We start from the raw sequence: 12,907 nt of genomic DNA, 5'->3' as shown, positions 1-12,907 counted from the left end.
GGAAGTCGGCCGGGCCGACTTCCTGCGCGCGGCGGATGACACCTCCCCGAGGAGTACGCCGCCGGCCCGGCCCTGGCCGTCAAGGAGCTCGGCGCCCGCACCCCTGGCGCGTTCCTCTTCGGATACCGTGACGCTCGAAGAGGTGTTCAGACGGAAGGCGGGATTGTGGCCGGGTTCGAGGTACCAGGGCCGGAGCCGGACTGGCAACCGGCGCCGAGCCCCCCGTACTACACCGGGAAGAACCCCGCCTTCCAAGAGGGCATGTGGGAGTACGCGGCCGCCTCGTTCCGGCTTGTGGCAGGGCTGAAGCCGCCGCTGGAGGCACTGGCGGCCCGCCTGCGGCTGACAGTCGAACGCAGCTGGGAAGATCTGGGAGCCGTCGATGTCGCCATGTTCCGCATCCAGCGCGTGGACTTCGCGCTCAGCCGGCTCGAAGGCGGGGTCGAACCGAGCACGTTCGTGTGGGTGAGCCGGTCCGAGCCGGACGCCGACGCGGCACTGGGGATCCTGCTCGGCGCACTCGGCATCGGCCTTGACGCACTGACGTTCCGCGGTGACATGGAGACGGGTTTCGAACGCTTCGACGGCTCGTCGCGGTAGGCCAGGCCCTGGCCGTGGACCCTGTCGGGCCGCGGCAGTCGCGGCGCAGCCGACGCCGGCGCGGTTCCTGAGTCGATTTCCTACCGGACCCCGGCGGCAGGTGCCGTACGGGTTGCCCCAGGGAGTCGCGTGCCGGTCCTGCGGGGTGGTGGACACCGCCCGGAGCGGCTCGGTGTCCGCGCCGCACGCCTCCAGCCGGCCCCACTGCCAGGGGCGCGGCCCGGCAACCGGGGGGCGGGTCATGTCGGGTGGATGAGGCGGGTTTCGTAGGCGAGGACCACGGCTTGGATGCGGTCGCGGAGTTCGAGCTTGTGGAGGATGCGGCCCAGGTGGGACTTCACGGTGGCCTCCGCGAGGTGCAGGGTGGCGGCGATCTCGGTGTTGGACAGGCCGCGGCCGACCTGGACGAGTACCTCGCGTTCGCGGGTGCTGAGCCGGTTCAGTCGCTCGTCGTGGTCGGGGTTGCGGCCGTCGGGGATGTGCGGGCGGAGGTTGTCCAGGAGGCGGCGGGTGATCCGCGGGGAGAGCACGGCGTCGCCCGCGGCGACGTTGCGGATCGCGGTGAGGAGTTCCTCGGGGCGGGCGTTCTTCAGCAGGAAGCCGGAGGCTCCGGCGTTGAGTCCGGCGAAGGCGTACTCGTCCAGGTCGAAGGTGGTGAGGATGAGCACTCTGCTCTGCGGGGAGGCCGCGATGAGCTGCCCGGTCGCCTCGATGCCGTCGGTTCCGGGCATCCGGACGTCCATGAGGACGACGTCGGGGCGCAGTTCGCGGGCGAGGCGTACGGCCTGGGCGCCGTCGGCGGCTTCGCCGACCGGTGCCATGTCGGGCTGGGCTTCCAGGACGGTGCTGAAGGCCATCCGGAGGAGTGCTTCGTCGTCGGCGATCAGGATGCGGATCGTCATGCGGGCGGCGCTCCGGCGCTGTCGAGGTGGAGGCGGGTGTGGACCCGCCAGCCGTCGTCGGGAAGCGGTCCGGCGTGCAGTGTGCCCCCGTAGGCGGCCGAGCGTTCGCGCATGCCGGGGATGCCGTGGCCGGGCGGTACGACGACGGCAGCGGTGGCGGTGGCGGGCTGGGGCGGGTGGGGGCCGGTGTCGGTGACGTCCACGGTGACGGTCGCGGCCGCGCAGTGGATCCGGACCGTCGCGCGGGTGCCGGCGGGTGTGTGCTTGAGGGTGTTGGTCAAGGCTTCCTGTACCAGGCGGTAGACGGTGAGTTGGGCGGTGGCGGGGATGTGGGCGTGGCCGCCGTGGACGTCGAGGCCGGTGGGCAGCCCGGCGGCGCCCATCTGGTCGGCGAGGGCGGCCAGTTGGGCGATGCCGGGCAGCGGGTGGCGCCGCGCGTCCGGTTCGTCGGTGCGCAGGACGCCCAGCGAGCGGCGCATGTCGGTCAGGGCCTGCCGGCCGGTCTCGGAGATCTGGAGCATCGCGGTGGTGGCCTTGTCGGGCGACCGGTGCTGGGCGTAGACGGCGGCGTCGGTGAGCGCGACCATGACGGACAGGTTGTGGGTGACGATGTCGTGCATCTCCCGGGTGATGCGCGCCCGTTCCTCGGCGGCGGCCAGTCGCGCCTGCTGTTCCTGTTCGTGTTCCAGGCGTGCGGCCCGCTCCTCCAGGGCGGCGAGGTAGGCGCGCGTGGTGCGCACGTTCACGCCGAGGACGGCGGCGGCGACGGCCAGCGCGGTGACCGCGACGAAGGGGGTCAGGAACGCGCCGTCCGTCGACCAGCGCAGGCAGGCCAGCAGGGCCCCGGCCTCCACGGCGGCGCCGGCGACGAGCGTGCCGCGCCGGCCCGAGTTCGCTGCCACCGTGTAGAGGGCCACCAACAGGGCGACGTCGGCGGGCAGTTGGACGCCCGCCAGCCATTGGACGAGGGCCGCGGCCGCCACGGCGGCGAACACCGTGCGCGGGGCCCGGCGCCGCCACAGCAGGGGCAGGGTGAGGGCGGCGGTGAGGGCCGTAGCCACCGGCAGCTCGTGCGGTGCGCGGGTGGTCGCGACGTTGAGGAGCAGGAGCGTCGCCAGCAGGGCGTCCCACGCGGTGGGCGGCAGCCGGGAGCGCCAGCGCGCGGCGGCTCTCAGCGGTCGCGCGGCTCGTGCGGCTCGTGCGGCTCGTGCGCAGGCGAGGTCGGCGTAGCCGGTCAGCCGTGCGGCCGTCCTCGCCCACCGGGCCCGCACGCGGACGCGCACCGGCGCCTGGTTCCGGTGGGCGTGGCCGGGTTCGGCGGCCGCCTCGGTCATCGCACGTCCCTGTCGATTCGGCGTCAAGGCGGCCCCGGGTCCGGCACGTCCGGCACGTCCGGCACGTCCGGCACGTCCGGCATGTCGGGCATGTCGGGCACGTCGGGCACGTCGGGCACGTCGGGCACGGGGACCGTACGCCTGCGCGGCCCCGGGTGCGTGCCGCCGCCCCGGCACGTACCGCGGCCCTGTCACGGTAGGCCGCCGGCCCCGCGCGGCGCATGATCCCACCGTCTGATCGCCCCGCGCCGGCATACGACCGCAGGAGGAGTCCCGCCACCTCCCGTGGTCGCAGCGCGCCCGCCGCTCCGGCCTGCCCGGCTGCCACCGCGGTCGTACGCGGACCGCCGCGGACCGCTCCCCCGGTGGCACGCGGCGGCGACCGGTGGCCGATGCGGCGGCGCGCGCCCGGCGCCGAGCATGGCCAGGTGACCGAGATCATCCCGGGACTGCCCATGTCCCCCCTGGAAATCCTCGCCCTGCTGGCCGCCCTCGCGCTGGTGACGGCCCGCTGGCTGCCCCCCGCCGCCCGCCCGCGCGCCACGATCGCGGCGGGGGCGGTCCTCGTGCCGTGCGCGATCGCGCTGGGCGCGGCGGGCATCCGCTGGCAGCTCCTGCCGGTCCTGGCCGGAGCCGCCCTCGCCTCGCCGTTCGCCCTCGCTCCCCTGCTGCGACCGCTGCGCCGCCGTACCGGACGGCCGGCGTGGCGGGCCCGCTGGTGGCTGGCGCTGCCGGGGTCGGCGGCCTGCGTCGGCCTGATCGCCACGGGCCCGGTGGCCGCCTGGGCCTTTCCCGTACCGGTGTTCCCCGAGCCGTCGGGCGGCTTCGCGGTCGGCACCCGCGTGGTGCAGTGGACCGACCCGCACCGCCCCGAGACCTTCACCGCCGACCCGAACGACCTGCGCACCGTCGTGGTCCAACTCTGGTACCCCGCGGGGAAGATCCCCGCGGGTGCGCAGCGGGCCCAGTACCTCGGACGCACCGCGCAGGAGGCGCGCACCGTCTCCGGGGCCCTCGCCCGGGGCGTCGGCCTGCCGGGCTTCCTGGTCGACGGTGTCCCGCGCGCCCGCAGCCGTTCGGTCTTCGACGCCCCGGTGGCCGGCGGCGGCGAGCGGTTCCCGGTCGTGCTGTTCTCCCCCGGGTCGGGCGGGGTGCGCACCCAGAACACCGCGTGGGCGGAGGAACTGGCCAGCCACGGCTACGTGGTGGCCGCCCTCGACCACCCGTACGACTCCGCCGCCGTCGTCCTCGCCGACGGCCGGACGATCGGCACCGCGACCGCCTCCAGCGGCGACCGGGACAAGGACGACGAGCTGGCGGCCGGCTGGACGGCCGTCCGGGCCGGCGACCTCGGCTTCGTCCTCACCCAGCTGGACGCCCTGGAGCGCGGCGGGATCGCCGACCCGCTGACCGGACGCCTGGACACCGGCCGGGTCGCGGTGACCGGCCACTCCATGGGCGGCGCCGCCGCCCTGCAGGCGGCCCGGCAGGACCGCCGCTTCGCCGCCGTCGTCGACCTGGACGGCTACCCCCACGGCCCCACCGCGCCCGCCCTCGACCGGCCGACGCTCGCGCTCACCCAGGCCATCACCCCGGACAGCGACCCGCGCTACCTGCCCCGCCTCACCGAGGCGCTCGACTCCAGCACCGCGCCGAGCTACCGGCTCACCGTCCCCGGCGCCGCCCACCTCACCTTCATGGACGGCCCCCTGTACCTGCCGCCGGTGCCCTCGCTCGTCGGCACCCTGGGCCGCACCGGGGGCCCGCGCACCGTCGCCGCGGCCACCCTCGCCTTCCTGGACGCCGTCCTGCGGGACAAGCCCGGCGACCCGGCCGGCGCCCTGCGCTCCTACGGCGACCTCAGCGTCCACCGCCCGGGCACCCCCGGCTGACGCCGGGTGACGGAACGCCCCCATCAGGGCAGTTGTCGCGAACGCCCGTTCTGTGCGTGACCGTTGTGGTACGTTCCGTAATCCAACCGAAAACAGGCGACCCCGGCGGTGCGCTAACACCCCGGGGTCCGGCAACAGGAGCCAACACTCCCGATGCGCGTCCATCGTAGCGCCCCCGTGCGCGACTTCACCGTGCTGCCCAACGCCGTACTCCAGTACCGACGGCTCTCCTACACCGCCCGGGGCCTGCTCGCGGACCTCCTCTCCCGGCCCGACGGCTGGCGCGAGGACGGCCGGCACATGGCCGACACCAGCCCCCAGGGGCGCGGCGCGGTCCGCAGGGCCCTGAAGGAGCTGGCCGACGCCGGGTACTACCGGGTCGAGAAGATCCGCCTGCCCGACGGCACGATCATCACCGAGACCCACGTCTACGACGTCCCTCGGGCCGCAGCGCCGAGTACCACCCGCCCGGTCCCCGGTGGAGCGAGCACCGGCCGCGCTGACACCCTTTCAAAGGACCGGCACCAAGAACCCACCCTCCCCGCCGAATCGCCCTCCGAACCGCCCGACGGGCGGGCGGACGGGCAGTCCGACGAGCAGCTCCGCGAGGCGGTCGCCACGCTGTTCCGGGTGATCCGCCCCGAACCGCGCCTGCGCCTGGGCGAGGCCGAAGCCCGCGCACTCGCTCCCCTGGTCGCCCGGTGGCTGGAACGCGGCAGCACCGCCGCCGACCTCGCCCAGGCCCTGCTGCCGGGCCTGCCCGCCCCGATGCACTCGGCGGTCGCCGTCCTCCGCCACCGCCTGGAGCACAAGCTGCCGCCCGCCCCAAGCACCGTACGGACCGGGGCACTTCGGTACGCCGAGTGCGCGGCGTGCCACGACCCGGTGCCCGAACCCGGCATCTGCGGCCCCTGCGCGGGCCTCGCCCCCCGACCCGTCGCGGTCGGCGGCGGCGAGGCGGCCACCCGCCCCGGCGCGGCCCGTGCCAGGGCGGCGCTGCGGGCCGCCCGGGCGGCCGGCCCGCACCCGGGCGGCCTTGCCACCTGCCGCTGAGCCCGGAGGCGTGTGCCGCTCCGCCCCGTGCCGGAACCCCTCGGCGAACACCCTGGAGGCCATGTACCGCTCCCCACCGGGGATTTGCGCGGACGGGGAGCCCGGTGGCGCGGTTCCGGTGGGCGTGCGGCGCATGCGGTCCCATCACGGGACGGACCGCCGAGTCCTCCGCGGAAAGCCGGTTGGTCACCCACTGGGTCCAGCGCCACCCCGGTTTCGACACCGGGGCGGCGGCGTGCGGATCGAGGGCGGAAGCCCGGGCGGCACGGGGTACCGCGTGGGTGCTGCCGTCCTTGGTGCTCGCCCTCTTCCTGATCCGTACGCGCAGCGGCTGGTATTACTGGGGTATGCAGGAAGAGACGGCACGCTCCGCGATCGACACGTTCATCTCCGCGTTCAACGCCTCGGACGACACCTATGTGACGGCCCTGCTCTCCCAGGCCCTGACCTCGGACGTGGTCTTCTGGGGGCCGTTGGGCCGCAGCGAGGGAATCGCGGCGGTCGAGCAGTTCGTGCTGGACATCCGGCGCCACCCGGCGGGAACCGGCACGATGACGCGCTGCTCGGCGGTGGACATGCCCGGCGAGTGGGCCCGCTACCAGTGGGTCTTCACCACGCCGGACGGAGGCCCCCGCCTGGCGGGAACGGACGTCGTCCACCTGCGGCGGAGCCTCATCGACCAGGTCATCGTCTTCGCCGGGGAGATCGAGCCGTCCGCCTCCTGACGGACCGCCCGGGCAGCGCCGTGGGCGGGCGTCAGCGCGGGGAGCCGTAGCGGAGGTCCACGAGGGCGCCGGTCAGGCCGCCGAGCGTGAGGGCGGGGACGACCGCCGACCAGGGGTCTCCGGTCAGCGCTCCGGAGAGCATCACCAGGGCGATGACGGCCGCTGCGACGGCGCGGGCCGGACGTGACCGTGGCAGCAGCGCTACGGGCGCACCGGCACGGTGCCGTCGGGCCAGTCTGACGGCGAGCAGGACCAGTGCGGCCACCAGGAGCGGCGGCACCATCGCGTGCGTGGAGATCCCCATGGCCTTCGCCCTTCTGGACGGCTGGGTGCGAACATACACCCCCGACTCCCCTGCCCACCGCCCCCGGTGACAGCGAACGGCCCGGCGCCGGGCCGTTCGGCGAAGGATCGGCCGGCCGAGTACGGCGAGGGACCCGGGGCGGCGCCTCGCTACGGGTTGACGGGGCCGAAGATGGTGGTCGGCTTCGGCTGCTTGGGGGTCTCCAGGCTCTGCAGGCAGAGGGTGTACTTGTCGCTGCCGTGCTTGGAGGTGAAGTAGCCGTCGGCGGTGGGGTACTTGCGGCAGGCGTTCTCGCCGTCGGTGGTGTCGTCCTCGCGGCCGACGACGCGGGCCTCGGCCTTCGGGTCGGAGCAGGGGACCACGTCGATGTCGGGGTTGCTGTCGACGACGCCGGGCAGGGCGGCGGCGATCGGGTTGTTGTTGTGGATGCAGTCGCCGGCCTTGGCGAACTCGGGGTCGCGCTTGGCCATGACGACGATCAGCGGGATCAGGACCGCCGGGACGAGCAGGCCGACGATGGCGGGCCGCAGGTACACCGGCTTGCCGGGGTGCGCCGGCGGGCGGGGTGCGCCGGGCAGCGGCTCCGGCAGCTTGTTGACCTTCAGGCGCTGCGGGATGTTGATCAGCATCCCCGGTGGGCCGGAAGGTCGCCGAACCGTGATCCCAAATCAGTCGATCGGTGTCGAAACTCCCCCGGCCGCCCGCACCCGGCGGACAGGGCGCGAAAAACTTGGATCAGGGGACCTCGGGAGCGCTTGGAACGGCCCCGTACGCGGCCCCGGCGGGGGCGGGGCCGCGCTCCGGCGGGCGTCCGGGACCCCTGCGGCGGGCGCCCGCGGGCAGGCGCTCACACGCCCGCCTGCGGCCTCGGCAAACAGGCTCTGACCTGGCGTTATGCCGAAATTCGCCTAGGCTGTGGAGCTCTGCCGGACACCTTCGGAGGGGACATCGTGAACGAGGAGAAGACCGGGTACGAGGCCGCCCGCATCCAGGTGTGGGAGGGCCTGGAAGCCGTGCGGAAACGGCCGGGGATGTACATCGGCTCGACCGGTGAGCGCGGCCTGCGCCAGCTGGTGTTCGAGGTCGCCGACCGGGCGGTGAGGGAGGTCCTGGCCGGGCGCGCCGGCCGCGTCGACATCACCCTCACCTCCGACGGTGGCGTGCGCGTCGCCGACGACGGCCCGGGCGTCCCCGTCCGCGGGGCGGAGGGCACCGGTGAGCCCGACCTCGACACCCTGCTGACCCGTCTGAACGCCGGAGCGGGGCCCGGTCGCGGCCGCAGCGACCTGGCGCTCGGGCACTGGGCCGCGGGCCCGGCCGCCGTCAACGCCCTGTCGGGCCGGATGACGGCCGAGGTGCGGCGCGAGGGGGTGCGCTGGGAACGGGAGTACGCGCGCGGCACGGCCGTCACCCCGCTCACCGACGCGGTCCCGGCGACCGGCAGCGGGACCGTCCTCACCTTCTGGCCGGATGCCGAGGTCTTCGGGACGACGGAGTTCTCCTTCGACGACCTGGCGGACCGATTCCGTGAACTGGCCTTCCTCAACCGCGAGTTGGACATCTCACTGACCGACCGGCGCGGGCCCGGCGAGCCCAGGTCCGAGCGGTTCCACTCCCCCGGCGGGGTACGGGACTTCGTCGCATTCCTCGACAACCGGGACGCGGCGCCCGCCGCCACGGGCACCCTCGCCTTCGAGGGCGAGGACCCGCGGATGGCGGGGACGGTGGAGGTGGCCCTGCGCTGGCGCGCCGGCGGCGAGGAGCGGGTCCGGAGCTTCGCCAACAGCCGGCCCACCCCGCGCGGCGGCACCCATGAACTCGGCTTCCGCGACGGGGTGGCGGCCGCGCTCGACGCGTACGCGCGCAAGCGGCTCCGGCCGGCCCCGGCGGAACCCGGCCTGAGTGCCGGGCAGGCCTGGGCGGGTCTGACGGCGGTCGTGTCGGTGAAGCTCGACGAGCCCGAGTTCCACGGCTCCACTCTGGACGTGCTCGGCAACACCGCCGTGCGCGCCTGCGTCGCCGAGGCCGTCCGACGCCACCTGGACGCCTGGCTGGAGGAGCACCCGCAGCAGGCCGCGGCCGTCGTCGAACGCCTCGTCCGGGGCGCCTGAGCAGCACCCGGCCCGCCTGCACGGCCCCCGGCCGCCTGAGCGGCACCCGGCCCCGCCGCCTCCCTCAAGGCGGCGGGACCGGGGGGCCAAGGCCCCTGTCAGGCCGGGCGGATGCCCGGGTTGCCGGCCTCGGTGGTGAAGGAGGCGGCGGTGGACAGGGTGCCGCCGGGGCGGGTGATGTGGGAGACGACGCGGTAGTCGGCGCGGGCCCGGTGGCGGTCCAGGGTGAGCACGGTGTAGCCGCGGCGCCCGTCGTAGAACTTCATGTGCGGGTTGGCCGCCATGAGGTTGCCCCAGTTGGACGGCTTCTCCTCGCCGTCGCCGTCGCTGCTGATCGAGGTGCCGACGAACTCCACGCCCACCGTGCGGGAGTTGGGGTCGTTGAAGTCGCGCTTGACGTCCAGGGCGTAGGCCACGTGGACGTCGCCGGTGAGCAGCACCAGGTTCTTGACACCGGACTGGTCGACGGCCTTCAGGAAGCGCTCGCGGGCGGCGGGGTAGCCGTCCCAGGCGTCCATGGAGAGCTTGGAGCGCTCGGCGGTGGTGTTCTTGCGGCGGGAGAAGACGACCTGCTGGGGGATGACGTTCCAGGTGGCCTTGGAGTGGCGCAGGCCGTCGGCGAACCAGCGTTCCTGGGTGGCGCCCATGAGGGTGCGCTTGGGGTCGTCGGACTCGGGGGTGGGGTACTGCCAGCCGTCGCCGTTGGCCTGGTCGTCGCGGTACTGGCGGGTGTCGAGGATGTCGAACTGGGCCAGCTGGCCGTAGTGGACGCGCCGGTAGAGGGTCAGTTCGGTGCCGCGGGGCTGGGGCATGCGCAGCGGCTGGTTCTCCCAGTAGGCGCGGTAGGCGGCGGCGCGGCGGGCGACGAAGGGGGCCGGGTCCTGGTTCTTCTCGGGGATGCCGGCGGCGTAGTTGTTCTCGACCTCGTGGTCGTCCCAGGTGACGTACCAGGGGTGGGCGGCGTGGGCGGCCTGGAGGTCGGGGTCGTTCTTGTAGAGGGAGTAGCGCAGCCGGTAGTCCTCGAGGGTGGTGGTCTCGTGGTTGAAGTGGGCGGCGAGGGTGCGGTCGGTGTACTTGCGGTCGCCGCCGGCGGCGTCGATGCCGTACTCGTAGATGTAGTCGCCGACGTGGAAGACGGCGTCCAGGTCCTCGCCCGCGAGGTGGCGGAAGGCGGTGAAGTAGCCGTCCTCGTAGGCCTGGCAGGAGACGAAGGCGATGCGGGCGCTGTCGAGCTTGCGGCCGCGCGGCGGGGCGGTGCGGGTGCGTCCGACGGGGCTGGCCCAGGTGCCGACGGTGAAGCGGTACCAGTAGGTGCGGGCGGCGTCGAGGCCGTCGACGTCGACGTGGACGGCGTAGTTGAACTCGGCGTGGGCGCGGGCGGTGCCGCGGCGCTCGACGCGGCGGAACTTCTCGTCGCGGGCGATCTCCCAGCCGACCCGGACGGAGCCGGTGGGCGGCAGGCCGGCGCCGGGCTCCAGCGGGCGGGGGGCCAGGCGGGTCCAGAGCACGACGGCGTCGGAGGTGGCGTCGCCGGAGGCCACGCCGAGGGTAAAGGGATCGTCGCCGATGGCGCGCGGGGCGATCTCGTTGTCGGCGGCGTGCGCGGAGGGCAGGTTGACGCTGAAGGCGAGCGCGGCGGCGGCCGAGGTGACGGTGAGGAAGCGGCGCCGGTCCAGGCGGGAGGCGGCCTCGCGCAGCATCCGGTCGGGCGTGGGGTGGTCGTCGGGGCGGGTCATGGGGGTGGTGGCCTTTCGCTGCTCGGGGGGTGTGCGAAGGGAATTGGAGTGGACCGCCCCGTACGGCGGGGGTCGGGATTCCGGCAGCAGAGTGATCATCCGGTGCGAGAGCCGTGAAGGTCCGGCAGTTCCGGCGGATCCCCCCGAACAGGGGTGAAAGGGATCAGACGACTTCCAGGTTGGCCATCATTCCCATGTCCTCGTGCTCGGCGTTGTGGCAGTGGAAGAGGTAGCGGCCGCGGTAGCCGTCGAAGCGGGTGATGATCTCCGCGGACTCCCCCGGGCGCAGCGAGACGGTGTCCTTGAGGCCGGCGTCGTGGGGCAGTGGGGTTCTGCCGCCGCGGGTGAGGATGCGGAAGCCCACGAGGTGGAGGTGGACGGGGTGGTGGACGTCGGCGATCAGGCGCCAGATCTCGGTGTCACCGAGGGGGACGGTGACGTCGGTGCGGGCGGGGTCGAAGGGGCGGCCGCCGATGAGCCAGCCGTGGCCGCCGTTCGTGCGGCCGGCGCGGAAGGCGAAGTCCCGTGTGCGGACGGCGTCTTCGCGCCGCCAGTCGGGCAGGTCGGTGGCGAGGCGGGGCGGGATGCGGCTGTCGTCGGCGGGGGCGGGGCGGGCGATGCGGAAGGCCATGACGTCGCGGGTGCGGCCGGTGCCGAGGCGGTTGACGATCCGGACCAGGGAGCCGACGGGGGCGGCGGCGAAGTCGACGACGAGGTCGTAGCGTTCGGCGGGGGCGACGGGCAGGCTCCGGTGGGTGACGGGGGCGGCGAGCAGGCCCTGGTCGGCGCCGATCTGGACGAGGTCGAGGCGGCGGCCGTCCTCGGTGCGGGCTTCGAGTTCGTAGTGGCGGGCGTTGGAGGCGTTGAGCAGGCGCAGGCGGTGGCGGGCGGCGTCGGTCTCGTGGACGGGCCAGGGGGCGCCGTTGACGAGGACGACGTCGCCGAGGACGCCGGCGAGGTGGGGTTCGGTGACGCCGGGGCGGTCGCGCAGGGCGGGGTCGAGGGAGGGGTAGGTCAGGGCGCCGTCGGCGGTGAAGGCGCGGTCGGTGATCATCAGGGGGATCTCGTGGGGGCCGGCGGGCAGGCCGAGGGCGTCCTCGGCGTCGTCGCGCACGATGTGCAGGCCGGCGAGGCCGCGCCAGAGGGCGGGGGCGGTGAAGTCCATGCGGTGGTCGTGGTACCAGAGCAGGGTGGGGCGCTGGTCGTTGGGGAAGGTGTAGTCGCGTCGCAGGCGGCTGGTGACGGCGCGGGGGTCGGTCATGCCCGTGCCGCCGCCGTGGCCGCCCGCGCTGTCCATGCCGGGCATGCCGGGCATGCCGGGCATGGTCTGGGGGGCCTGGGGCCAGGCGGCGGGCAGGACGAGGTCGGTGGGGTAGCCGTCGGAGTCCGCGGGGGTGCGGCCGCCGTGCAGGTGGACGACGGTGGGCACCGGCAGTTCGTTGCGGTGGGTGACGGTGACGGGCCGGCCGCGGCGGGCCTCGATGGTGGGGCCGGGGAAGGAGCCGCCGTACGTCCACAGCGGGGTGCGCAGGCCGGGCAGGATCTCGGCGCTGGTCTCGCGCTGGACGATCTCGTAGCGGTCGGTGCCGCCGTCGGTGGAGACGGGCCTGGCGACGGCGGGCAGCGGCAGCGGCACCTGGTAGGGGGGCGGCAGGGCGGCGGCGGTGCGCAGTTCGGCGCCGGTGGTGGCGGGGCGGCGGGCGAGGGCGGCGGCGCCGGCCAGCGAGGCGGTGGTGAGCAGGCCGAACGCTCCGCCGATGCCGAGGATTTGACGGCGCGTCAGGTTGACGTGGGGTTCAGGCACGGTCGCCGTCCTCCCGGCGGAGGGGCCGGCGCGGGGGCAGCGGGGTGCGCCACAGGGCGATGGTGAGCACGGCGAGGCCGGCGATGGTCGCCACGCCCAGCGGCAGGTGCAGCCACAGGGCGCCTTCCGTTCCGGCGACGTACTGCGCGGTCTCGGCCGCGACCGCGGCGAGGGTGGCGGCCGCCGGCCAGGAGCGGCGCAGCCGGATCCACACCACGAGGGCGGCGACCAGCTGCAGGTAGCCGAGGGCGGTGACGGCATTGGCGCCGACGGTGTGCCAGCCCAGGGCGTCGTAGTCGCCGCTGAGGTAGACGCCGGCGAAGACGGGCTGGCCGAAGGCGGCGGCGGTGTGGAGGGCGGCCACGGCGCGCAGGGTCCGTCCGGCGGGCCCGGTCCGCTCCCCCGGGTCGGTCCCCGCCCGAGGCCCGGTCCGCTCCCCTGTGGCG

12 protein-coding genes are annotated in these 12,907 nt (G+C 74.7%); 5 read left to right on the top strand and 7 right to left on the bottom strand.

Going from position 1 to position 12,907, the window contains the following annotated elements; translation table 11 throughout:
* The first annotated feature begins 261 nt into the window (after positions 1 to 261).
* Positions 262 to 600 carry a hypothetical protein gene (locus ACFU7Z_RS24600; protein WP_380779660.1) on the top strand — a complete coding sequence of 113 codons (339 nt, stop codon included), beginning with the start codon at positions 262 to 264 and terminating at the stop codon, positions 598 to 600.
* Between the two features lie 239 nt (positions 601 to 839).
* On the opposite strand, the gene ACFU7Z_RS24595 is transcribed toward ACFU7Z_RS24600, so the two are convergent.
* A complete protein-coding gene (locus ACFU7Z_RS24595; protein ID WP_380779658.1) occupies positions 840 to 1,502 on the bottom strand; it encodes a response regulator in 663 nt (220 codons plus the stop codon).
* Positions 1,499 to 2,836 carry a sensor histidine kinase gene (locus tag ACFU7Z_RS24590; protein ID WP_380779656.1) on the bottom strand — a complete coding sequence of 446 codons (1,338 nt, stop codon included), beginning with the start codon at positions 2,834 to 2,836 and terminating at the stop codon, positions 1,499 to 1,501. Before ACFU7Z_RS24590 ends, ACFU7Z_RS24595 begins: the two co-directional genes overlap by 4 nt.
* A 392-nt stretch (positions 2,837 to 3,228) precedes the next feature.
* Here ACFU7Z_RS24590 and ACFU7Z_RS24585 point away from each other — a divergent pair, with 392 nt between their 5' ends.
* The 3 genes from ACFU7Z_RS24585 (at position 3,229) to ACFU7Z_RS24575 (ending at position 6,506) form a co-directional block, all read left to right on the top strand.
* Positions 3,229 to 4,728, top strand: a complete 1,500-nt coding sequence (locus ACFU7Z_RS24585) for an alpha/beta hydrolase family protein (RefSeq protein WP_380779654.1) — start codon at positions 3,229 to 3,231, stop codon at positions 4,726 to 4,728.
* 153 nt (positions 4,729 to 4,881) lie between these two features.
* The gene (locus ACFU7Z_RS24580; protein ID WP_380779649.1) at positions 4,882 to 5,781 is read left to right on the top strand and encodes a hypothetical protein; all 900 of its coding nucleotides are present in this window, start codon (positions 4,882 to 4,884) and stop codon (positions 5,779 to 5,781) included.
* A 347-nt stretch (positions 5,782 to 6,128) separates the two neighbouring features.
* Positions 6,129 to 6,506 carry a nuclear transport factor 2 family protein gene (locus ACFU7Z_RS24575; RefSeq protein WP_049660939.1) on the top strand — a complete coding sequence of 126 codons (378 nt, stop codon included), beginning with the start codon at positions 6,129 to 6,131 and terminating at the stop codon, positions 6,504 to 6,506.
* A 31-nt stretch (positions 6,507 to 6,537) separates the two neighbouring features.
* On the opposite strand, the gene ACFU7Z_RS24570 is transcribed toward ACFU7Z_RS24575, so the two are convergent.
* Both ACFU7Z_RS24570 and ACFU7Z_RS24565 read right to left on the bottom strand, forming a co-directional pair.
* Positions 6,538 to 6,810 (bottom strand): hypothetical protein, encoded by a 273-nt coding sequence (locus ACFU7Z_RS24570; protein WP_380779647.1) that lies wholly within the window; start codon positions 6,808 to 6,810, stop codon positions 6,538 to 6,540.
* Between the two features lie 149 nt (positions 6,811 to 6,959).
* Positions 6,960 to 7,439: a hypothetical protein gene (locus ACFU7Z_RS24565; RefSeq protein WP_380779645.1), complete on the bottom strand. Its 480-nt coding sequence runs from the start codon at positions 7,437 to 7,439 to the stop codon at positions 6,960 to 6,962.
* A 321-nt stretch (positions 7,440 to 7,760) separates the two neighbouring features.
* On the opposite strand from ACFU7Z_RS24565, the gene ACFU7Z_RS24560 reads away from it, so the two are divergent.
* Entirely contained in the window at positions 7,761 to 8,921 is a 1,161-nt protein-coding gene (locus ACFU7Z_RS24560) for a DNA gyrase subunit B (protein WP_380779643.1), read from the top strand.
* A 98-nt stretch (positions 8,922 to 9,019) separates the two neighbouring features.
* Here ACFU7Z_RS24560 and ACFU7Z_RS24555 read toward each other — a convergent pair whose 3' ends face one another.
* From ACFU7Z_RS24555 to ACFU7Z_RS24545, 3 genes are all read right to left on the bottom strand, one after another.
* Positions 9,020 to 10,657 carry an alkaline phosphatase D family protein gene (locus tag ACFU7Z_RS24555; RefSeq protein ID WP_375874260.1) on the bottom strand — a complete coding sequence of 546 codons (1,638 nt, stop codon included), beginning with the start codon at positions 10,655 to 10,657 and terminating at the stop codon, positions 9,020 to 9,022.
* Between the two features lie 163 nt (positions 10,658 to 10,820).
* A complete protein-coding gene (locus ACFU7Z_RS24550) occupies positions 10,821 to 12,461 on the bottom strand; it encodes a multicopper oxidase family protein (RefSeq protein WP_380779641.1) in 1,641 nt (546 codons plus the stop codon).
* A partial coding sequence (locus tag ACFU7Z_RS24545) for a hypothetical protein (RefSeq protein WP_380779639.1) occupies positions 12,454 to 12,907 on the bottom strand: 454 nt, incomplete at its 5' end. The genes ACFU7Z_RS24550 and ACFU7Z_RS24545, both read right to left, overlap by 8 nt.

Source organism: Kitasatospora sp. NPDC057518, from assembly GCF_042802075.1.
GTDB lineage: Bacteria > Actinomycetota > Actinomycetes > Streptomycetales > Streptomycetaceae > Kitasatospora.
Note: the sequence above shows the minus strand (reverse complement) of the source record. Positions and strands in the feature narration are given on the sequence as shown.

Coding starts and splice junctions, on each gene's coding strand:
- ACFU7Z_RS24600 (WP_380779660.1), top strand. CDS start 262: ATGTGGGAGTACGCGGCCGCCTCGTTCCGGCTTGTGGCAGGGCTGAAG.
- ACFU7Z_RS24595 (WP_380779658.1), bottom strand. CDS start 1,502: ATGACGATCCGCATCCTGATCGCCGACGACGAAGCACTCCTCCGGATG.
- ACFU7Z_RS24590 (WP_380779656.1), bottom strand. CDS start 2,836: ATGACCGAGGCGGCCGCCGAACCCGGCCACGCCCACCGGAACCAGGCG.
- ACFU7Z_RS24585 (WP_380779654.1), top strand. CDS start 3,229: ATGCGGCGGCGCGCGCCCGGCGCCGAGCATGGCCAGGTGACCGAGATC.
- ACFU7Z_RS24580 (WP_380779649.1), top strand. CDS start 4,882: ATGCGCGTCCATCGTAGCGCCCCCGTGCGCGACTTCACCGTGCTGCCC.
- ACFU7Z_RS24575 (WP_049660939.1), top strand. CDS start 6,129: ATGCAGGAAGAGACGGCACGCTCCGCGATCGACACGTTCATCTCCGCG.
- ACFU7Z_RS24570 (WP_380779647.1), bottom strand. CDS start 6,810: ATGGGGATCTCCACGCACGCGATGGTGCCGCCGCTCCTGGTGGCCGCA.
- ACFU7Z_RS24565 (WP_380779645.1), bottom strand. CDS start 7,439: ATGCTGATCAACATCCCGCAGCGCCTGAAGGTCAACAAGCTGCCGGAG.
- ACFU7Z_RS24555 (WP_375874260.1), bottom strand. CDS start 10,657: ATGACCCGCCCCGACGACCACCCCACGCCCGACCGGATGCTGCGCGAG.